We start from the raw sequence: 20,671 nt of genomic DNA, 5'->3' as shown, positions 1-20,671 counted from the left end.
TGCTCACTCAAACGTTAAAACGCCCATTATTTTGCCGCGTACTTTCGACCGGCCGAAAGCCGAATGACGGCCCCGTGTTGCGTCTCGCTGACTTTGTGCCGGACCGTTTCTGGCGGCGGATGCGCCTCGCGCATCTGAGCGGCAGCGCTCACATCTTCACGTCGATGCGTCCGTAGACGCCGTCTGCTTCATTATTAGGCCCCGCAGCAAAAAACAGCGTGTTGACCGGCTGATTATCGAGCCCGTTGCCGAATGCGATACCCCACAGCCCCGGTTGCACGAACGTGGTTCCGTTCGACAGGTTGACGGTGCCGAGGGATTGCCCGCTTACCGGATCGAAGGCGTTGATCGTGCCGTCGCCGAAATTGCCGATCAATATGTCGCCGCTGAAGCGGCCGAAGTTGCCCGGCGCCTGTGCGACGCCCCACGGTGCGTTCAACGGACCGGCCGACACGAAGCGCTGCAGTAGCTTGCCGCCCGTATCGAATACGTCGACGAAGCCGAGCCCAGGGCCGTCGACGTTGTCATGCGCGACTGCGTTCTGTTTGGCGTAGGTCACGAAGAGTTTTCCGCCGATTGCCTGTATGCCGAACGGCGCAAAGCCTACCGGCAGCGCAGCGTCCTGAAAGTTGCCGGACATGGCGACCTTCGCGAAGTTCTTGTCGAACACGTCGATCTTGTTGTTGTGAAAGTCGGTGGCATAGAGAAAATTTGCCGTGCCATTGCTGGCGAGTGCGAGCCCCTTGTAGACCGCGCCACCACTGCCGTCGTCGAACATGACGATCGCGGTCGTGGGTGCGACCGCCGGCGCCCATGCGGTGATCGTGCCGCCTTCGCCGGAAAAGATAAAGGCGCCCACGCCGGTTTTGCCACCCTGAGTGACCGAGAAATCCGTCGTGCCGTTGAACACGATGCCGGTCGGATTCGCCGGGCCGCTAATTCCATTCGGAATGCTGACGACCAGGGATTGTGGCACGCCGTTGCCGTCGTAGAGCGTGGCGACGGAGGTCCCGTTATCGGCAACCCAGAAGAAGCCCTTTGGATTGAACGCGATGCCCCATGCGTTTTTCAGATTGGCGTCGGTGTGCGGCGCGGAAACCGCGCCGTCGGAAACCAGCGCGCTAGCAGTAAACGACTGAGTGCTGATCGACCCCGAACCGCCTCCGCACGCGACGAGACTCATCAACGCCACGCCGCCCACGGTGGCGCTCAACACTTTAAGCACAGACTTCATGACCGCACCTCTCTCGTGACCGATGGTTGTTGCGGTTATTGAACGTGCTGGGTGGCGGGTTTATTCCTTTGGCGGTTGAACAATTTGATTTGATCTGAGGCGACGGCCCGGGTGCCTGTCGATCAGATCGTGCCGAACAGTGCCCGAGGGCGATCCTTCAGCGTGCCCGTCAGCAGCCTTAACGCACTCACGAGTTGATCGCGGCTCGTCGCGCACGCGAGGTTGATCCGTACACCGTGTTCGATCTCCGACCTGTCCACGGCAAACGCCGACGACGGCATCACCACCACGCCACGCGCTTTCGCATTCGCCGCAAAGTCGTCGGCACGCCACGGCGGCGGCAGCTTGAGCCACACGAACATGCACGCCGGATCGGTCTGCAGCAGTTCCTGCGGCAACAACTCGCGAGCCAGATCCTGTCGCGCGCGAATTTCGGCAAGCTGTGCGTCCATGATGTGGCGCGCCGTGCCGTCCTCGATCCAGATCGAAGCGATCAGCATCGACATCGGCGCGGGCATCCATGCGGTGGTGCGCACCGCCTCCGCACAAAGCGCGGAACTGTCCGGCGGACTCAGCAGGTAGCCGAGCCGCAGGCCGGGCGCGAGAATCTTCGAGGTCGCGGTGAGGTGGAACGTGAGTTCCGGACACAGGCTCGCGATGGTCGGCAGCCGCTGCGAAACCAGTGGCCCATACACGTCGTCTTCGATGATCGCCACGCCATGCCGGCGTGCAATGTCGACGAGCGCCATGCGACGTTCGAGACTCATCGTCGTCACGGTCGGGTTTTGCAGATTCGGTACGGTGAAGATGGCCTTCACCGGCATGCGTCGGCAGGCACGCTCCACCTCGTCGGTCAGCAGGCCGTCGCGGTCGCTCGGAATGCCGACGATCTCGAACTGGAAGACCGGAGCCAGTGCTTTCAGCCCGTAGTAGGTGAGTTGATCGGCGAGGATCACGCCGTCCGTGCCGATCAGACTGTTCAGCACCGCATACAAGCCGTGCTGCGCACCGCTCGTGACCACCACGTGGTCGGGTGTCGGCGTGAAGCCAGGCGCGGCCATCCAGCGGGCGCCGGCGGCGCGCGCCCAAGCGGGTCCTTGCGGCGGTTGATATTCCTGCAATTGCGGGTAACGCGGATCGCGCGGCAATTCCGCCAGCGTGCGCGCGAGGCAGTTCAGGAATTCGCCGGTGGCCGGCCGGTTGACGGTCAGGTCGATCGCCGCGTTGCTGGCAGCCTGTGCGGGTTCGACGCTCGGCATGGCGCCGCCGGTGACGAGCGAGCCGCGCCGTTTGCTGCCGATCACCAGCCCGCGCAACTGCAATTCCTTGTATGCGCGGGACACTGTCGACACATTGATGCCCAGTTCGGTAGCCAGCTGCCGCTGCGGCGGCAGGCGGCTGCCCGGCGGATAGACGCCGCTGCGGATCTCGTTCTCGATCGAGCTGGACACCTCGACATACGTGGAGGAGCGCTTTGTCTGCGCCGGTGCCCCGTTAGCCCCACGCGCTGTGTCTTTGCCAGAAGCCATAAGAACTGGTGTCTCCATACAAAATCGACTTTGTCCGCGATTGTGCGGAATTTTGCCGATTCTATACCAGACAAGCGCCGCCGCGATGCCCAACAAGCTTAAAAAACGGTGCTCCAGAACGACGTGCTTCCGCTGTGCCAGTGTCCGCAAGGATTGCGCCACAGACCATCCAGGGAAAATGCCAGGGCCACACAATGTGAGTTTTAATTGCACACAAAAAAATATTGTGTGATTCTGATTGCATGGATTTGTCTGGTGGCGCTATGGGAGGGCGCAAGTGATGTCGGAGATTGCCATCATCGGTGCGGGATTCATCGGCCTCGCGAGCGCTGCGGCGCTGATGCGCGACGGCCATCGCGTCACGCTGTTCGATCCGGCCGGCGTGGGGCAGGGTGCGTCCTTCGGCAACGCGGGAACCTTCGCGCACTATGCGTGCATTCCGGTCAACAACCCGTCCGTGTTCCGCGATTTGCCGCGCTTTCTGTTATCGAACGACAGCCCGTTCAGATTGCGCTGGGGGTATCTGCCCCATCTTGCACCGTGGCTTGTGCGTTTCATGATGAGCTCGCTGCCGCGGCGCTACGAAGCGAGCGCCGGCGCACTCGCCGCGTTGCTGGATTGCGCGCATGATGGTTATGCGCCGCTGCTTGCAGACGCGGAACTGGCGCGCTTCGTCAGGCCGCGCGAATGTCTTTATCTCTATTCGAATGCTGCTTCGTTCGATGCCTCGCGTCCCGCACTCGACCTGCGTCAAAAGCTGGGCGTCGCCTTCGATGTGCTTAACGGTGGCGATATCCGTGCGCTCGAACCGTCGCTGGCGCCGATATTCGAGCGCGGCGTGCTGTTCAGCAACAGCTGGCACTTTTCCAATCCACAAAGCTTTCTGCAGACGCTTTATCAGCAGCTTGCCACGCAAGGATTGAAGCTGGAGCGTTCGACTGTCGACGCCGTGGAGCCAACCGCCGACGGCGCGGCCTTGACCGTCGACGGCGCCACGCGACGTTTTAGCCACGTGGTGATCGCCACAGGCGCGCGTTCCGCCCAGTTCGCCAAACAATGCGGCGACCCAGTTCCGCTCGATACGGAGCGGGGTTATCACGTCCGCTTTCCGGGCGCGCAGCAACTGGTGTCGCGGCCGGTCGGCTGGGCCGAGCGCGGCTTCTACATGACGCCGATGAGCGACGGCCTGCGCGTCGCCGGCACGGTCGAACTGGCGGGTTTCGGCGACACGCGCAACCGCTCGCTGATCGATCTGCTGACGTTTTCTTCGAAGCGCGCCTTACCCGCGCTCGATACGCCGGATAGCAGCTGGCTCGGCTTCCGTCCGACGCTGCCGGACGGCGTGCCGGTACTCGGACGCTCGAGCGCGAGCGAGCGGGTGATCTACGCATTCGGCCACCAGCATCTCGGCTTGACGCTAGCCGGGGTGAGCGGACGCATCGTCGCCGATCTGATCGCGCAGCGTGCGCCGCCGCTCGATCTCGCGCCTTACTCGGCAACGCGCTTTTGACTTTGATAGAGAGGCTTTGAGCGCACCGGTTTTCTCGCTTCACGACAGGCATCGCAGGACGGTTTCGACGCGTCGCGCATCGGATCGGCCAACTTACATATCGCGCGACGTTACATCTCGCAAGGAGCGCATCATGAATCGCCGCTATTGGCTGTTGAGTGCCACAGTTTGCGCACTCGTCACATATATACCGTCTGCGTGGGCGGCCGATCCTGAAGTCGTCAAGATCGGTTTCGTCGGGCCGTTGACCGGCCCGGTCGCACGAGTCGGCAAGGACCTGCAGTACGGCGCTCAATTGGCGCTCGATGAAGAGAACGCGAAGCATCCGGTGATTGGCGGAAAGCCGGTCAAGTTCGTGCTCGATGTGCAGGACGATCAGGCCGACCCCCGCGTGGCGATTCAGGTTGCGCAGAAACTGGTCGACGACGGCGTAGTCGGCGTGATCGGTCACTACAACTCGGGGTGCAGTATTCCGGCCTCGACGGTCTATCACCAGGCAAACGTTGCGATGATCACGCCGGGCTCGACCAATCCGCAACTCACCAAGCAAGGCTACAAAAACGTGTTCCGCACCATGGGGCATGACGGCATTGGCGGTGTCGTAGCCGGGCATTTCGTGGTGGAGCAGATGAAGGCGAAGCGCATCGGCATCATCGACGATCGTACGGCGTTCGGGCAAGGGCTCGCGGATGCGTTCGAAAAAGGCGCAAAGGAAGCGAACGGCAACATCGTCGATCGCGAGTTCACGAATGACAAAGCGGTGGATTTCCGCGCCATCCTCACGACGCTCAAGAGCAAGAACGTCGACCTGATTTTCTTCGGCGGTCTGGACGAGCAGGGTGCGATGCTGGTCAAGCAGATGCGCTCGGTGGGCATGCAAGCGCAACTGTTTGGCGCGGGCGCGCTGAAGAGCAATGCTTTCTTGCAGATTGCCGGCACCGCGGGTGACGGTACGCAGGATCTCGAACCCGGCCCGGCGCTCGACAAGCTGCCTGCCGCGCAGGAGTTCGGCAAGCGCTATAAGGCGCGCTTCAATCAGGATGTCGAACTGTACGCGCCGTTTGCATACGACGCCGCGCTCGCGATGATCAAGGCGATTCACGGCGCCGACTCGCTCGATCGCGCGAAGATCGTGGATGCGCTGTCGAAAGTGAAGGTCACTGGCGTGACCGGCAATATCACCTTTGACCCGTATGGCGATCTGATCAAGCCGCCGTACACTCTGTTCCAAGTCCAGCAGGGACAATGGAAGAGCATCAAGACCGTGGGCGGGAGCGGCGTCTAACTGTGTGCCAGAAGGCGCCGGTGGTTTGCGTTTATGAGGGTGGGAAAAAACCGTGATACCGGGAATTGCCGGCAGGGGTGGTCTCAGCTAGGTGACCGACTGCCCCCACCGAAAGGAGCGTTTCAACTGTCTCGGAGCGATTCGAAACGAATGTCCACTGCGCGGCGGCTTCTTGCGGTCTGGCGGTGGCGTGAATCTGGCGCAGGGCAGTCAACAGCGCTTCGCTATCCGGTGAGACCATGACAAAGCCTTCGTTTGCGAGCGCAGCATTGTTCAGTCCCAGCTCGAGGCATACCTGCATGCGCAGTGGCGCCTCGAGCTGATTCGCGCGACGCGACTGCTCGATCCGCTCGACGGTCGTCGCATCGACAAGGACTCCCTGCCTTTGCAGCGGCGTCTTCTGCCATGCATCAGAAGGGCACGCCTTGTTTTCCGGCGCCAGCACGACGAACGGATTGATTTCAGCGGGGTAGATCCGGCATACCAGCGGTCTTTGTTCATAGATACCGCAGCGCATGTCGGCGCCCAGATTGGGACATGCTCCGTCGAATGCCGCGGCGAGAACGATCGAAATGCGGACCGGCAAGCTTCCGCTCATTGCCGGTGAGGACCGCGCCCGTTTGTACTCAGCTTGCGCATTGCCGGGCTCCGGCTCAACGGGCCACGGTATGGCCTCGCAAATGAGTTCCATCTGCCCGCCGCGCTCCAGCCAGGCGATGGCCTCGGCAATCGTCAGCGCGAGGCGCAGGTCGTGGCAGCATTTGCCGCATGCAGTGCATTCGAAATTGATGTCATTCACCCTGATTCCCTGTTCAAAAATATTGGCGTTGTCGTTAGTCGAGGCAGATTCGAAATTCTTACAGGGATCCGTAAAAAATTTGGGGCGGCGGGCTTCAAGCCGCTGCATGCGAATGCTCGCGCAATTCGCCAGGAATGAAAGCGCGTTCAAGACCACCGTCATCGAGCCAGGCACGTGTTGTCCCGGCCGCAAGGTCAATCAGGCGATCACATTGCGTGTAATCGTAAGGTGATATGTCGAGCGGACAAAGCGGGGGCACCACAAAAATCTCCGCGCGGTTGGCGTAAAACTCCAGATCGCGAACGAGCTGGCGTGCAATGACGAGCGTGAGCGCGTGCGTGGCCTGAGCGATCGCGCTGGTCGGCGGCGCATCGAGCGCGCAGGCGAAACCCGCGGGCAGTACGACAATTCGGGTCGCGCCAAGCGCGACTGCAACCGATATCGGGGTGTTATTGGCGACACCGCCATCGACGAGATCCTTGCCGTCGATTCGTACGGGCGGAAACACCCCGGGAATCGCCGCGCTTGCCAACACTGCATCCACCACCGGGCCGGACGATATCACGATCTCGTTACCCGAAAGCACATCGGTCGCGACAATGTACAACGGCAACGCAGCTTGCTCCACGCGCGCAAATGTAAGGTTCTTTTCGAGCAGCCTGCGCAGTGCCGTAGCCTCCACGAGATGCGGACGGCGCCGTAGCACCATGTCGAGCAGCCCAAGCATCGAGAATGGCATGATGTCCTGTCGACGGATCCGGCACCACAACGCCTCGAGCATTGCCACACCGTCACGAGTCGGACTTCCCGCGAAATAGGCGGCATTGATCGCGCCCGCGGATGCGCCGACTACGAAATCCGCATGCGCGCCCCGATTGAGCAGTTCCCGTAACATGCCGACTTCTATCGCACCCAGACTGCCGCCGCCGGCAAACACGAAGGCGGTCAGCGGGGCGCGCGGCGGTGGATCGGACAGTGTGGATTCAATCGATGACATGTTGGCCTCCGCTTCTGCTGGTACCCGGATTGTTCTCGCGGTTTTCGGCGTTCGTTCGGTATCCCCTAAGTGTGGCACGACCGCAGGCAACCCGTGCGGATGGAGCTTAATATCCGAAGACAGCGGTCAGGGCTCCGGTCAAGACTGTGCTTAACTCCGGTTCCTCATTTCTAAAAGCTTTCGACGCGAGGACAACAGCATGACTGCACCCATCACGCTAGTCCTGTTCGACATGGAGGGCGTTCTGTCGTACTACGACCGCTCAGCGCGGGTCGATCGTCTGGCGACGATTTCTGGTCAGACGCCTGATGCAGTGCGTCACGCGATCTGGGGATCCGGGCTCGAAGCCCGTGCCGACGCGGGGCAGATCAGCGACGACGACTATCTGGGCGCGCTCGGCGAACTGCTGAACTATCCCGTGAGTCGGGAAGACTGGCTAAGCGCGCGCCACGCATCGATCACGCCGAACAAGGACGTGCTCGCGCTCGCCGAACGCGTCGCGCTGCGTCATCGGATCGCGGTGCTCACGAACAACTGCCGTCTGTTTACCGACCATATCGGCTATCTGAATCCGCCTGCCGCGCGCGTGTTCGGCCCTCACGTGTATGCATCCGCCGCGTTTGGCGCGGCGAAGCCGGCGGCCCAGCCCTATCTTCGTTGCCTTGAACAGCTTGGCGCGTCCGCGGCCGAAACGCTTTTCATCGACGACACGGACGCCAATGTGACCGGCGCGCTCGATGCCGGTCTGCAGGGGTACAAGTTCGTGAGCGCCGACGCATTGGCGGAAGAACTGGCGCGGCGCGGTTTGATCTAGCGGGTTCAAGCCGCGCGAGATGCGACTTCCCCGGACAATCCCTCGCCGTTGAGGTCCGGATTATTTTGCGCGAGTTCGTGAACCCACTCGCTGAATACCCGCACGCACATGCTCAGACGCCGGTGCGGATACAGCAAAGAAAGCGGCAGAGGCGGGCATGGGTAGGCGCGAAGGATTTCGCGCAATGCGCCGGCCTGGATCGCCTTCGCGACCATGAAGCGCGGAACCTGAATCATCCCCAATCCTTCAATCGCGGACATGACGTACACCAGTCCTTCGTTGACCGCGAGTATGCCGTCCAGTGGCTTTCTGATCCGCGCTCCGTCCACTTCAACCTCTAATGGATAGGTACGCCCCGTACGCGCGGAAAAATAATTGACGGCTCGATGGCGGTCGAGGTCGTCGGGCGTAGCGGGCTCGCCCATCTGCTCGAGATACGCCGGCGCGGCGCAGATGCTCATGCGGACACTGCCGATCGGTCGCGCGATGAGATTCGAATCGTCGAGAACGCCGATCCGGATCACGCAATCGACACCTTCCTGCACGAGATCGACGTTGCGGTCGGCCAGTCCCAGCTTCACGGTGATGTCCGGGAAGCGCGTATTGAAATCGCGCATGGCGGGCAGCAGCACGTTAGCGGCAAAAGTGGCGGACGTGTCGACGCGAATCGTGCCGCGCGGGTTCAGCCGCTTGTTCGACAACGCGGACTCGGCGTCGGAAACCTCGGCCAGAATGCGCGCGCAATATTCGTAGTAGAGCGCGCCGTCGTCGGTGACCTGCACGCTGCGCGTGGTGCGATTCAGCAGGCGTACCCCGAGATGGCTCTCCAGGTTTTGCACGAGGGTCGACACCGACGCGCGCGGCATCTCCAGCGAATCAGCCGCCTTCGAGAAGCTCGACGCATCGACGACACGTTTGAACACTGCCATCGCTTGAAGAATATCCATACCGGGTTGTCCTCTCGAATGCGGCCGATCCGCAGTCTAGAACGGACTGGCGATGGGCTGCAATCAAGACTACGCGCGATGTGAGCCGCCCACAAAAATCTTGACACCGCTTACTCTCCGTCTATAGTTCACCATATGGCAAAGTCTCCAGTCAGTCAACTCGATCGTACGTTTTCCGCCCTTGTGGATCCGACACGCCGGGCCATCCTCGCTCGCCTCGAACGGGAGCCCGGCCTGTCGATCACGGAGATCGCGCGGCCGCTGCCGCTCAAGCTCCCTGCGGTCATGAAGCACCTCGACGTGCTGAGCGACGCGGGTCTGGTGTCGCGTACAAAGAACGGGCGGACCGTTTCGGTCGATCTGGTCGCAGGGCCGATGGAGGAGGCAATGGCATGGTTGAGGCGCTATGAGCGTTTCTGGTCCGCGAGCCTCGACCGGCTTGCCGATTTTGTGGAGAGGCACGAGGAGTGACCGAGGCGCGCTCATGGCCAAACTGGCAGGCGAAGGAAACTGATGCGCATCGAATCGAATTCAACTCATACCGAGGTCGAAAATGAAGCTCTATTATGCTGAAACGCTGGCCCCACGGAAAACGTGCGCAGTTGCAAAATATTTAGGCATACCGATTGAATATGCCTTCGTTGATCTGAAAAAGGACGAACAAAGCAAACCGGATTATCTGGCGATCAATCCGAATGGCAAGGTTCCATGTCTCGTCGACGGCGACAGAAGCCTCTGGGAAGCCGACGCCATCATCTGCCATTTCGCGCAGCGCGCGGAATCCGACCTCTGGCCGCATGATGGCCGGCAGATCGATGTCGTGCGCTGGTTGAGCTGGAACAGCCAGCATTTTTACCGGCATACCGGCTCGCTTTACTTCGAGCACATCATCAAGCCGGCGTTCGGACTCGGCGAACCCGATCCGTCGAAAGTCGCTGAGGGGCAGGGCTGGTTTCGCAAGCTTGCCGGCGTGCTCGATCAGCACCTCAAAGGCCGCAAGTGGCTGCTCGGCGACGGCCTGACGATCGCGGACTTTTCCGTTGCCGTGACGCTGCCCTATGCGAAAAGCGCGGCGATGCCGCTCGACGAATTTCCGGAAGTACGGCGCTGGCACGATCAACTGAACGCGATCGAGGCATGGCGCAATCCGTTTCCGGCGCGCCCGGCGACCTCGGCTGCGAACGCTGCGCTCAACGCCTGAAGACACGGCGATGTGCTGCGCGGTCATTGCACTCGCCATGGCCTTACTCGCCCGTTGGCAAACGGTGCACACGCTCTAGCCAATTCCGCAACAGACCCGCCAGAAGCGCGCTAACGACTACGGCAAGATAAAGCGTGACAAGACTGTGACGCCATGTATCGAGCGCAAGCTGGTGCGCCAGCAGTTTCGAATCAGGCGCAGGGAGGAACACATGCATTGCTATGACAGCTCGCTTCATCCGCAGAAAACCCGCCGCGGATAGCAATGGCAAAACAACGAGCAGGGCAAGCAGTGCAGGTCTCGCGCGTTGCGCCGCTGGATAGTGACGCAATCGAAACCACACGCCGAGGCAGCCATGGATCCAGCCCGGCGCAAGCAGCGCAAGCTGCAGACCCTGCGTGCCGCTCGTGATCAGCGATATCACGATCCGCTCGTAGTTCGGCTCGAAACCATACAGCGACGCCGCGAGGCGCGTCGTAACCGCATGCCGGATGAGCAGCAGCGGCAGGCTCAATCCGGCCCACAGCCGGATCCATTCGGCGGGCGGGAGCGCCCAGTGACGACGCCCGTAAATCGTCCGCACAGCCAGCGCGAAATGGAGAAGGGCCGCACCGTACAGCAGGATCGTGCCGGGCACGCTATGCCAGATCCACAGAGCGAACGTGAGTCCGCGTCCGGCAAGATCGAGCGACCAGATTCCGAGCGCATGATTGACCAGGTGAAAAAATAGATAAATGAGCAGCACCACGCCCGATCCGAGTTGCAGGCGGCGGAGAACGGGCAGCAATTCCGGTCGCACATTACCCTCCTTTCAATTTGTATGCTCCGGAAACGGCTTGGGAGAGCGCGGTCGAGCCATGTCGAGCATGCCGCCGCGCCGGCCGTGTCATCCTCCTCATGCTTTGCGAGCGGGCGGGGTGGTGCGCTTCTGACGTCCGCTCTGTTGCACCGCACCCTGACGCACCGCGTCGGCAAATCGCTGCAACGCGGATAGCGAGCCGCACACGCTCTGGTATTCCTCGCGGCCAATCCTGCCGTCGAGGATGACCGCCATGCCCGAGGCGCGGGCCATGCCGATGATGTCCATGTTGGCTACTCCTTTCAGGTTCTCTCATCTGCATGACCGCCGCCACGGCGCGGCTATTCCCATTTGTTCCGGCGCCAGACATGAAAGCCTAAGCGGCTGGATTCGCCGGCCAACGCCATTTTTCTTTTTCTGGTTCCTTTTCCTGGAATAAAACCGGCGGCGCGGCAGTCTTCCTGATGAACCGAGTCGTATGGCCCGCCGGATGATCCCGCGGTTTGCCTGCGAATCCTTATCGTGAGGTCAACATGTCGTCAGATCATTCATCCGATTCTGCAATCAAACCCGCATTTAACCCATCCCGCCGCGGCGCGCTGAAATGTCTCGCTTTCGGCGGCGTAGGCACGGTGTTCGTTCTTGCAGGCGGCATTCTCACGCCAGTGGAGCTGGCCCTCGCGGCCGACGCGAAATCATCCTCGACGTCCATGGGCGTGCCGCTTTTCCTGCAGATCAGCGATTCGCACATCGGCTTCAATAAAGAAGCCAACCCGGACGTCGCCGGCACGCTCAAGCAGACGATCGACTACGTCAATGCCATGCCGGTCAAGCCTGCGCTGACCATCCACACAGGCGACATCACGCATCTTTCCAAGCCGGCGGAGTTCGATCTCGCGGCGCAATTAATGTCGGGTCTGAATATCACGGAACTCCACACCGTGCCCGGCGAACACGACGTGACGGACGGCCCCGGAACCGAATATTTCAGCCGCTTCGGCAAGGCTTCGGACAATAAAGGCTATTACAGCTTCGACCACAACGGCGTGCACTTCGTCGCGCTCGTCAACGTGATGCATTTCAAACCTAACGGCTTGGGTGGCCTTGGCGACGATCAACTCGCCTGGCTCGAAAATGACCTGAAGGGCCGCTCGTCCAGCACGCCGATCGTCGTCTTTGCCCACATGCCGATGTGGACGATCTACGAGCCGTGGGGGTGGGGCACGGGCGATGCCGGTCAGGCCATGAATTATCTGAAGCGCTTTGGCTCGGTGACCGTGCTGAACGGCCATATTCACCAGATCGTCTCGAAGGTCGAAGGCAATATCACGTTCCATACCGCCCGCTCGACAGCCTATCCGCAACCGACCGCCGGCGATGGTCCCGGCCCTGGGCCACTCACGGTAGCGAGCGATCAGCTCCCAAAGATGCTCGGCGTGACCAGCATCAAGATCGTGCGTCGTCCGCTCAAGGCGACGCTTGCCGACACGACACTCGGTTGATTTCGGAATTATTTCTCTCGCAGGAGATCAGTTATGCAAACTAGTGGTATCTACCGTGCGTTGTTCGTATTGCTCGGGAGTTCGGTGCTCATCGCGGCGTCGGCGGGACTTTCCGTTGCGCGAGCAGAGACGCCCAACGCCGTAGTCATCAAGAATTTCATGTTTTCGCCGATGGCGCTCACCGTCAAAGCCGGCTCGACAGTGACGTGGAAAAATCTCGACGGCGAGCCGCACACAGTGGTGAACGACGCGGGCATGTTTCGCTCCGCCGCACTCGATCAGAACGACACGTTCCAGTTCAAGTTCGACAAGCCGGGCGTGTACAAGGTGTTTTGCGGCATCCATCCGAATATGAAAGAAACGATCACGGTGCAATAGGTGCCGGATCCCATGTGGGGCGCCATGCGCCCCACCGGACATGCATAGCGTTTTAAGCGGTGCCTGCCGATTAGCACGTTCGATGTTGGCGTGCTTATTGCGTGGCAGAGAGCCGCGATGTATGCCCGCATCGCCGCTTCCAACCCAGCGTGGAAGCGGCCTGTCGGCGCTCGCGGCACAGCCCGCGGATTTGCACGGCGTTGAACCTTTTACCAGTTATTTCGATGCACAGCGGACTCGCAAAGCTGTCGTTTAAAGCGCAGCATTGCCGTATTGTCGCCGCCGCCCAAGCGGGATAAATTCTTCCAACAACTCCAGATCGACCACCGCTGAATCGTATGAGCAAAATCTGACGACATGTCAGACGTAAGGATTCCGGAGAGTAGTGCGATGTTCAACGATACCGACTTGCAAAAATCTGCTGTAGAGAACCCGGATACTGACTTCGACGCTGGCGCTGAGCCGTCGGCTGCAACACCGCCCGTGCGATTCGGACGTCTTGCACTATGTATTGCGACGGCAAGCGCGTTGGCCTTTGGCGTGGTGGGTACGGTCGCGTACGGCATCTGGTTCAACCACGACCAGCAAGCGTATGCCGACGCCATGACGGGCGCGCGGCAGGCGCTTGGCACGGCTGCGTCGGCGGGGGTAGGACAGGCGTTGGCGAGTTCGAATGCACCGCCGCGGCCCGCAACTCTTGCGGCAGGACCGCGATCGGCGGCGACAGCGACAGTGCAGGGGACTGCGGGTGGTATGCAAGGAGCGGCGGTGACATCGGCGGCAACGGGAACGCAGGCCACAACAGGTACACCGGCAACAGCACAAACGCAGGCCACAACAGGTACACCGGCAACGGCACAAACGCGGGCCACAGCAGGTACACCGGCAACGGCACAAACGCAGGCCACAGCAGGTGCTCCGGCAACAGCACAAACACAGGCCACAACAGGTACACCGGCAACAGCACAAACGCAGGCCACAGCGGCAACACCGGACGAAGACGAAAAAGGAGGAAAACTGGCCTCCTGGTCCGGCCCGGTTACGCGACTCCCGGCGCCTACGGGTAGCCAAACGAGCCTGGCCGACGCAGCACCCGCCGTGGCCGCGTCTTCTTCCTCTGCTGCTAACCGCGCGGCGTCCCCGTCCAATCCTGTTGCGCAGCATTGGGCGTCAGGCCGGCCCGGCAGAGATGCGCGTCTCGCGCAACAGGATCGTAGATATTCTTCGACGGCAAACGCCAGGCACAAGGGCAGTCTGTTCGCCCGGATAAGTTCGTTCTTTCGTCGCGTAAGCTATCGCCAGCATGGGACCGGAAGCAAGCAAGACACCTATTCCCATCCCTGAACGGACTCGTACCCAACGCGCCGCTCGTGGGCGCGCTCTCGCAATCCGCTTCGGGCCGGGCCCGACGGCGATCGCCGCCGCCGCGCTGGTTTGTCTGCTGATCGGTCTTCTGTATCTTGCGCTGCAGATCCGGACGATCTTTTCCGATCAGTTGAAGCAGGAATACGCGGGGCTCGTTCTCGAAGCGGTCGAACGGACGGAAAGCGCCCGGAGTCTGGTCGGCATCTGGCAGCAACTGCCCGACGCCACGCCAGCCAGAGCCGCCGGGTATCAGCACGCGCGAACCGAACTCGCCCATCGCCTCGCGTCACTCGCAGCGCTGGTGAATGCGAGTCCGTCGGCAGCACCGCGTCTGCCTCCAGCCTCGCTTATACCCGACGCCGATCTGCGCGACACGGATGCCGTGCTCACTTCCGTGTCGACCTGGTGGCGAGCGCAGCGCGACGCGGACAGCGCCGATCTGCGCGTGCGGATTGCCCGCGTTGCGTACACGCTGATCGCGTCGGCGGCGTTGCTGTTCTGCATGCTGATCACCGCGCTGGGGATGTATGCGAAACGGAATCGCCTGCTGGCAGGCCGGTCGCACGAATTCGAATGGGCGGCGCTGCACGACGCCATGACCGGCTTGCCGAACCGGCGCAAGCTGTTTGCCTCGCTCGAAGAGGCGGCGACGAAATTGCCAGCGCTCACGGCGTCTTCCAGAATTGCCGTGCTGTATGTCGATCTGGATGGATTTAAGCAGGTCAATGACTCGCGCGGCCACCGCGTCGGCGATGAATTTCTGATCGCGGTTTCGAGACGCTTTCGTGAGTCGGTGCGTAAAGTCGATGTCGTCGCTCGCATCGGCGGCGACGAATTCGCCGTTCTGGTCCGTGAGTTTTCGACGAATGCGGAGTTGGGCGAAATCGCTAGGCGGCTCATCGCCTGCGTGGTTCAAACGGACAAGGAGATGGGGGTCGGACGGGTTCGCGCCAGCGTCGGTATCGCCAGTTTTCCTGAACCTGTCGACGATTATCATCGCCTAGTGGCTGCGGCCGACGAGGCGATGTACCGGGTAAAGCGCAGCGGCAAGAACAGTTACGCGTTCGCTGAGCGGGCGAGTTGATCCATACGTTCGATGATGCCCGCCGCTTTACGGCCCGCTTTACGGCCTTTACGGCGTCTCCGCCTTCTCGGTCGCAAGCTTCGCCTTGCGCAGCGATAGCTCATCGATCAACTGGACGCGCAGCTCGTCGGGCATGTTTTTCCATCCGCGAATTTCGTCGCGTGTGCGCAGACAGCCGATGCACAAGCCCGTATTTCCGTCGATTTTGCAGATGTCAATGCAAGGCGAAGGAACCGTCATAATCGGAGCATCGGTTCCGCTGGATTGACTTTGTTGTTTATCGAATGCACCCGGAGAGGTAGGGTCGCATTCTGCGCCACACGCAGCGCTTTTTAAGTCACTCATTTTGAATCCGATCTACTTGAATTAGCTGTGAGCGACGTCGATAAGCTGTTCGATCGCGCTGTCCAGAATTGGCCCGCGGGAGTATAGCAAGCGACTGAACAACCATGCGCCTCGCGCGCAGGCTCACGCGCCGATCTGTTTCGTGTTAAAAAATCGGGGCTTGCCGCGGGGCTTGCCGATATGGGATGAAATGCGTCGGCACGGCCGAAGTCGTTCCGAAGTCATCCGCAACGGAAGGGTTAATGTCCAGATATTCGTTGATGCGCGCCGTGAAGCGCGAAAGCCGGCCTGAGTGGATCGTTGCTGTACTGATGGCAACACTGACGGCCTGTGCGCCGCTGCCACCGGCTGCAAATCAGGCCGCGGATCAAATCTCGCATCAAGATTCGCATCAGGCCCCTGCATCGGGCACGGCACGCCCAGCCGATGGGCCGCTGCCCGTTCCTCCGAACCTCATTGCGTTGACGCAACCGGCAGGCCAGCAGCGGTTGATGGCCACAGCCCATAAGCAGTCGTACTGGCCGCTCTCGCAGTACTTCGAAACCCAACGCAACGAAGCCTACTGTTCGGTCGCGACCTCGGTGATGGCGCTCAATGCATTGGGCATCCGCCGTCCCGAGTCGACGCAGTACCCGGATTTCCCATACTTCTCGCAAGAGGATTTCTTTCGCAGCGTCGATCCGCAGGTGGCTAACGCCGCGCGGGTATCGAAGGAGGGCATGACGCTCGACCAGCTCAGCGCGGCCCTGAACGCATTTCCTGTCGAGGTGAGGACATTCCATGCCAGCGATCTGAGGCTCGATCAGTTTCGCGATCTGATTCGTGACACGACGGGCCACAACGACCGCTTTGCGTTATTGAACTTCAGGCGGGTGGAGATAGGCGAAGCAGGTGGCGGCCACTGGTCGCCACTTGCCGCATACGACGCTGCAAGCGATAGCGCGCTGCTTCTCGATGTTGCGCGCTACAAGTATCCGGCGGTATGGGTGCCGGTCACGCAACTGTACGCAGGAGCCCTGGCGGTCGATAACGTGAGCGGACTTTCACGCGGCATTGTGATTATCGGTGCGCGAGCGAACTAACTTTCGAAGGTGGAGCAACGCAATGTGTGCACTCGACCGACGGACTTTGCTAAAGGGAGCGCTTGCCGCCCCGTTGCTGAGCGCAGCCTTGCGATCACCTGCGCACGCACAGAGTGCATCGAACGTTCCAGCTGAACCGGCGATGGGCCCGACGCAACGCCGCTGGCGGCCCGGCGACCCGTCATGGCCGTCGGCAGAAGTCTGGCAAGATCTGAATCAGGCAGTAGGCGGCCGCTTGAGCGCCGTTACATCGCCATTGGCGATCTGCGCAGAAACGCCTGCGAATGCCGCGTGCATGGAAGTCTTCGGGCGCCTGAAGAACCCGTACTACATTGGTGACACGCCTGCGCTGACGCAGACATCAGGATGGCTCGATGCGTGGACATCGGCGCCGAGCGCCTAAGTGGTGGCCGCGGCCAACGCGAAGGACGTCGCACGCACGGTCGACTTCGCCCGCGAGCATCGCCTGCGACTGGTGGTCAAGGGCGGTGGTCACAGCTACCAGGGCACATCGAACGCGGCCGACTCGCTGCTGATCTGGACGCGGTCCATGCGCGACATCACGTTACACGATGCGTTCGTGCCGGCAGGATGCGAAGGGCGGCTGAAGCCCGAACCCGCGGTGACGGTAGGCGCCGGCGCACTGTGGGGCCACGTGTATGACGCCGTGACTACGCGAGGCGGTCGCTACGTGCAAGGCGGCGGCTGCCTGACCGTGGGCGTTGCCGGGCTCGTGCAAGGCGGCGGCTTCGGCAATTTCTCGAAGAAGTTCGGCACCGCTGCCGCGAGTTTGCTGCAGGCCGAAGTCGTCACAGCCGACGGCGTGGTACGAATCGCGAATGCATGCTCGCACCCGGATCTTTTCTGGGGATTGAAGGGCGGCGGTGGCGGCAGTCTCGGTGTCGTCACGAGCCTGACGCTACGCACGCACGAGCTACCCGACCAGTTCGGCGTGATACGCGCGACGGTGACGGCATCATCGGACGCTGCGTTCAAGGCATTGATCGGCGAGTTCATCGCATTCAGCGCCGACCATCTGGTGAGCGAGCATTGGGGCGAAACGGTGGCCTTCCACGGCGACAACACGCTCACTATTTCGATGCTGTTTCAGGGCATGAACCGGGACGCCGCCGCACGAGCCTGGCAACCGTTTTTCGATTGGATCGCGGACACCGCCCACGGTTGCACGACAGCGCCGCCTCAAGTGCTGGGCGTACCGGCGCGACATTTCTGGGACGCCGGATTCATCATGCAGCACGCGCCCGGCGCACTGAAGGCAGACGATCGTCCGGGCGCCTCGACAGCGAACGTCTTCTGGGCGGACAACGTCGGCGAAGCGGGTCAATACCTGTACGGCTACACCTCGACATGGCTGCCTGTTGCGCTGCTGACGCAAGCACAGCGGGGCCGCCTGATCGATGCGTTATTCGGGGGCACCCGTCAATGGACGGTCTCATTGCACTTCAACAAAGGTCTGGCGGGCGCGCCAGCCGATGCATTGAACGCGACCAGAGACACACCAATGAACCCAGCTGTACTGGATGCTTTTGCGCTGGCGATCATTTCAGGCGAGGGCGCGCCGGCCTTCCCTGGCATGTCAGGCCACGAACCGGACGAAGCGAAGGGACGACGCTACGCAACCAGAATCGCCCAGGCCTCGCAGACACTACGCACGATCGTCCACGGCCCGGGCACCTACTTGTCCGAGAGCAATTTCTTCGAAGCCGACTGGCAGCATGCGAACGGGCTAGCCGCGCGTAGTTGCTTCCCCCCGAGCCCGGGCACGAGCGTGCTCTCGCCCTCGTCCAAACGATCCGCCCGTAGACAGAAAACAGAACCCCGATTTCCAGCCGAACCCTTGAATCACTAAGAAAACTCGTCTACCTCACCGCGGAACTTCGGGCTAGCCGGTTGGTGGTGATTTCGAAAGTGGGTGCGTCGGGCCCGGCGTTTGGCGTGCGGCAGGTATTGCGCACGAGGTTGGCGAGCTCGGCCATCAGGGTGGCGAAGCTGTGTGCTGGAGTGCCGTCGCTGAGGCAATGCGTAGCGGCCTTGGCTTGTGCCGACGCGGATCGCCTGGCTGGCGCCACGGGGTCGCGCGTGGCCTTGGCCTGCTGCTCGGTATCGGCGAACATCAACTCGCGCCAGGCCTCACGCAGATGCCACTCAACGTAGTAGGCGAGCATGCACAGGAAGATGTGCGTGCGCACCCGATCGGCCTTGCGGTGGTGGATTGGGCGCACCTTCAGGTCGATGGTCTTGAGCGAGCGGAAGGCCCGCTCGACGTTGGCCAGCGATTTGTAGTTGCGCACGCACTCGGGCGCATCCATCTGCGTGGCGGCCACTGAGGTGCGAACGATGTACAGGCCGTCGAGCGCCGCCTCGCTGGCGAGGCTGTCCTGCTTGCGCGCCCAGGACAGGGCTGCGTCGGCGATGCTCAGATCGAAGTGCTTGGCCACCTTGTACTGGTTGATGATCTTGCCCACCCGCACGCCGATCGCGTCCTGCCCACTGAGCTTGCCCGCGTCCACGCGGGCCTTGATCTTCTCGAGGTGGCGCTCGGTGGCCGCCAATAGCTCCTCACGCTTGTGCGCGCGCAGCCGGGCCAGCGCTTCATTGCGGCAGGCCACCAGGCGCTCACCGGGGTAGTCCGGCGAGCTCAGCTCGAGCCTTACATTCCGCACGTCGAGGACACAATTTGGCGCGAATTTCGTCGCTAGTCTGGCGGGCGAAAAGCGCCTTCAGGGACGCCGAGTAGCCCGAGAAGTTGCCGCTGCAAATCAGTGAGAGGAACGTCGAAGACCTGCACGGTGTGTGCGCCATCGATCAGGCGGTGACGTTCGGCGAGGCTGAACAGGCGCAGGATCTGTTCGGTCGTGGGGCGTGCGCACTGTCGCTGCTCGGGATAAAGAGGCAGTTCGTCGATATTCTCACGCTTCATGGCAAGGCGCAGCTCGCGTTCAATGAGCGCCTGCACGAGCAGTGCAAGGAAGTACAGCGTGAAGAACGCCTCGATACGGCCTTCATCCTTCAGGAACACCGGTGCGATCTCGTGTACGGTCTTGACCTGTTCGAAGCGCTTCTCGATCATCGGCTGACCCTTGTGGGCCTGCAGCACCTGGGCCGGTGACAGACTGCGATCGTTTGTAACCAGAGGGTACATCCCATCGCTGCAGTGGTCGTAAGCGATGACCTGTTCGTCGGTGCTCCACTCAATGTCAAAGCGCCGCTTTGTGATCTTTCGGTAAGCAGTCTCGGGACCCGGGCGACCCCGGCGCGTTTGCCTGTACTCGTATTCTTCGCGCACGGTACGATGGACCTTCAGATAGCGGGCAACGTGGTGCTTCTCGAGAATCGTCCTGATGTGCAGGTCAATCTCGGCAGCGCCACGCAGCCGCGTCTTCGAGCCGGCCAGCCGTGCGCGTAACTGCTGGAACTCCTCAGTGGCCGCGGCGATGTTCCTGCGTCGGCGTGCCTCCTGGCGCAGGGTCAACAACGGGCTCCACACCCATACTACGGGCCACGCTTCGGCCGACAGCAGCGGCGCGCGAAAGACGTACCAGCAGTCGCGCGGCCCGTCGCTGTGGCGCGGATTGGGACGGTCCCACACACAGGTCCAGTCAGGGGTGTTGGTCTGGATCCACTGGCGGAACTCGGCGTCTTCCAGGCGGGTGCGGGGCAACACGGTGACGAAGCGTCCACCCGCGCGATCGATATGGTCTAGCGATTCTCGAGAACAAAGTTTTGAATCGGCCACGTACAGGAAGTCGCTTCGACCGGCGAGAGCGCGCAGCGTATTC

The 20,671-nt window shown here is 61.6% G+C and carries 22 protein-coding genes; 11 read left to right on the top strand and 11 right to left on the bottom strand.

Features of this window, described 5'->3' with window-relative positions; genetic code table 11:
* Positions 1-148: 148 nt before the first annotated feature.
* Positions 149-1,234, bottom strand: a complete 1,086-nt coding sequence (locus tag GNZ13_RS16940) for a TIGR03118 family protein (RefSeq protein ID WP_172166434.1) — start codon at positions 1,232-1,234, stop codon at positions 149-151.
* Positions 1,235-1,356: 122 nt separating this feature from the next.
* Positions 1,357-2,763, bottom strand: a complete 1,407-nt coding sequence (locus tag GNZ13_RS16935; protein ID WP_172166431.1) for an aminotransferase-like domain-containing protein — start codon at positions 2,761-2,763, stop codon at positions 1,357-1,359.
* A gap of 280 nt (positions 2,764-3,043) precedes the next feature.
* On the opposite strand from GNZ13_RS16935, the gene GNZ13_RS16930 reads away from it, so the two are divergent.
* Together GNZ13_RS16930 and GNZ13_RS16925 are read left to right on the top strand one after the other, a co-directional pair.
* A complete protein-coding gene (locus tag GNZ13_RS16930) occupies positions 3,044-4,273 on the top strand; it encodes an NAD(P)/FAD-dependent oxidoreductase (protein ID WP_172166429.1) in 1,230 nt (409 codons plus the stop codon).
* Between the two features lie 133 nt (positions 4,274-4,406).
* On the top strand, positions 4,407-5,558 hold the full coding sequence (locus GNZ13_RS16925) for a branched-chain amino acid ABC transporter substrate-binding protein (protein WP_172166427.1): 1,152 nt from the start codon (positions 4,407-4,409) through the stop codon (positions 5,556-5,558).
* Positions 5,559-5,589: 31 nt separating this feature from the next.
* Here GNZ13_RS16925 and GNZ13_RS16920 read toward each other — a convergent pair whose 3' ends face one another.
* Positions 5,590-6,465: a YkgJ family cysteine cluster protein gene (locus tag GNZ13_RS16920; RefSeq protein WP_216674885.1), complete on the bottom strand. Its 876-nt coding sequence runs from the start codon at positions 6,463-6,465 to the stop codon at positions 5,590-5,592.
* Entirely contained in the window at positions 6,452-7,354 is a 903-nt protein-coding gene (locus GNZ13_RS16915) for a patatin-like phospholipase family protein (protein WP_172166425.1), read from the bottom strand. Before GNZ13_RS16915 ends, GNZ13_RS16920 begins: the two co-directional genes overlap by 14 nt.
* A 199-nt stretch (positions 7,355-7,553) precedes the next feature.
* Here GNZ13_RS16915 and GNZ13_RS16910 point away from each other — a divergent pair, with 199 nt between their 5' ends.
* Positions 7,554-8,168 (top strand): HAD-IA family hydrolase, encoded by a 615-nt coding sequence (locus GNZ13_RS16910; RefSeq protein ID WP_172166423.1) that lies wholly within the window; start codon positions 7,554-7,556, stop codon positions 8,166-8,168.
* Positions 8,169-8,173: 5 nt separating this feature from the next.
* On the opposite strand, the gene GNZ13_RS16905 is transcribed toward GNZ13_RS16910, so the two are convergent.
* Complete coding sequence (locus GNZ13_RS16905; RefSeq protein WP_172166421.1) at positions 8,174-9,115, bottom strand: LysR family transcriptional regulator; 942 nt, start codon at positions 9,113-9,115, stop codon at positions 8,174-8,176.
* Between the two features lie 135 nt (positions 9,116-9,250).
* On the opposite strand from GNZ13_RS16905, the gene GNZ13_RS16900 reads away from it, so the two are divergent.
* Together GNZ13_RS16900 and GNZ13_RS16895 are read left to right on the top strand one after the other, a co-directional pair.
* Positions 9,251-9,586 (top strand): ArsR/SmtB family transcription factor, encoded by a 336-nt coding sequence (locus tag GNZ13_RS16900; protein WP_172166419.1) that lies wholly within the window; start codon positions 9,251-9,253, stop codon positions 9,584-9,586.
* Between the two features lie 82 nt (positions 9,587-9,668).
* Positions 9,669-10,316, top strand: a complete 648-nt coding sequence (locus GNZ13_RS16895) for a glutathione S-transferase family protein (RefSeq protein ID WP_172166417.1) — start codon at positions 9,669-9,671, stop codon at positions 10,314-10,316.
* A 43-nt stretch (positions 10,317-10,359) separates the two neighbouring features.
* Here the strand turns inward: GNZ13_RS16895 and GNZ13_RS16890 are convergent, their stop codons facing one another.
* A complete protein-coding gene (locus GNZ13_RS16890) occupies positions 10,360-11,115 on the bottom strand; it encodes a hypothetical protein (RefSeq protein WP_407945643.1) in 756 nt (251 codons plus the stop codon).
* Between the two features lie 96 nt (positions 11,116-11,211).
* Positions 11,212-11,403 (bottom strand): hypothetical protein, encoded by a 192-nt coding sequence (locus tag GNZ13_RS16885; protein WP_172166414.1) that lies wholly within the window; start codon positions 11,401-11,403, stop codon positions 11,212-11,214.
* Positions 11,404-11,648: 245 nt separating this feature from the next.
* Between GNZ13_RS16885 and GNZ13_RS16880 the strand changes: the two genes are divergently transcribed.
* Complete coding sequence (locus GNZ13_RS16880; RefSeq protein ID WP_172166411.1) at positions 11,649-12,617, top strand: metallophosphoesterase family protein; 969 nt, start codon at positions 11,649-11,651, stop codon at positions 12,615-12,617.
* Positions 12,618-12,650: 33 nt separating this feature from the next.
* Complete coding sequence (locus GNZ13_RS16875; RefSeq protein ID WP_172166408.1) at positions 12,651-12,995, top strand: cupredoxin domain-containing protein; 345 nt, start codon at positions 12,651-12,653, stop codon at positions 12,993-12,995.
* A 571-nt stretch (positions 12,996-13,566) separates the two neighbouring features.
* Here GNZ13_RS16875 and GNZ13_RS16870 read toward each other — a convergent pair.
* Positions 13,567-13,941, bottom strand: coding sequence for a hypothetical protein (locus GNZ13_RS16870; RefSeq protein WP_172166405.1), 375 nt, complete (start codon positions 13,939-13,941; stop codon positions 13,567-13,569).
* 357 nt (positions 13,942-14,298) lie between these two features.
* On the opposite strand from GNZ13_RS16870, the gene GNZ13_RS16865 reads away from it, so the two are divergent.
* Complete coding sequence (locus tag GNZ13_RS16865) at positions 14,299-15,444, top strand: GGDEF domain-containing protein (RefSeq protein ID WP_172166402.1); 1,146 nt, start codon at positions 14,299-14,301, stop codon at positions 15,442-15,444.
* A 48-nt stretch (positions 15,445-15,492) separates the two neighbouring features.
* On the opposite strand, the gene GNZ13_RS53830 is transcribed toward GNZ13_RS16865, so the two are convergent.
* Positions 15,493-15,789 carry a DUF1289 domain-containing protein gene (locus GNZ13_RS53830; RefSeq protein ID WP_328807240.1) on the bottom strand — a complete coding sequence of 99 codons (297 nt, stop codon included), beginning with the start codon at positions 15,787-15,789 and terminating at the stop codon, positions 15,493-15,495.
* A 242-nt stretch (positions 15,790-16,031) separates the two neighbouring features.
* Between GNZ13_RS53830 and GNZ13_RS16855 the strand changes: the two genes are divergently transcribed.
* The 3 genes from GNZ13_RS16855 to GNZ13_RS16845 all read left to right on the top strand — a co-directional run bounded on the left by GNZ13_RS16855 (position 16,032) and on the right by GNZ13_RS16845 (position 18,741).
* Positions 16,032-16,871 carry a phytochelatin synthase family protein gene (locus tag GNZ13_RS16855; protein WP_172166400.1) on the top strand — a complete coding sequence of 280 codons (840 nt, stop codon included), beginning with the start codon at positions 16,032-16,034 and terminating at the stop codon, positions 16,869-16,871.
* A 142-nt stretch (positions 16,872-17,013) separates the two neighbouring features.
* Entirely contained in the window at positions 17,014-17,274 is a 261-nt protein-coding gene (locus GNZ13_RS16850) for a hypothetical protein (RefSeq protein WP_172166398.1), read from the top strand.
* Positions 17,275-18,741 carry an FAD-binding oxidoreductase gene (locus tag GNZ13_RS16845; protein WP_172166396.1) on the top strand — a complete coding sequence of 489 codons (1,467 nt, stop codon included), beginning with the start codon at positions 17,275-17,277 and terminating at the stop codon, positions 18,739-18,741.
* 10 nt (positions 18,742-18,751) lie between these two features.
* Here GNZ13_RS16845 and GNZ13_RS16840 read toward each other — a convergent pair whose 3' ends face one another.
* Both GNZ13_RS16840 and GNZ13_RS16835 read right to left on the bottom strand, forming a co-directional pair.
* Positions 18,752-19,555, bottom strand: a complete 804-nt coding sequence (locus GNZ13_RS16840) for an IS1634 family transposase (RefSeq protein ID WP_456238727.1) — start codon at positions 19,553-19,555, stop codon at positions 18,752-18,754.
* Positions 19,556-19,587: 32 nt separating this feature from the next.
* A partial coding sequence (locus GNZ13_RS16835; protein WP_456238726.1) for an IS1634 family transposase occupies positions 19,588-20,671 on the bottom strand: 1,084 nt, incomplete at its 5' end.

The organism is Paraburkholderia elongata, assembly GCF_013177735.1.
GTDB classification, from domain to species: domain Bacteria; phylum Pseudomonadota; class Gammaproteobacteria; order Burkholderiales; family Burkholderiaceae; genus Paraburkholderia; species Paraburkholderia elongata.
Note: the sequence above shows the minus strand (reverse complement) of the source record. Positions and strands in the feature narration are given on the sequence as shown.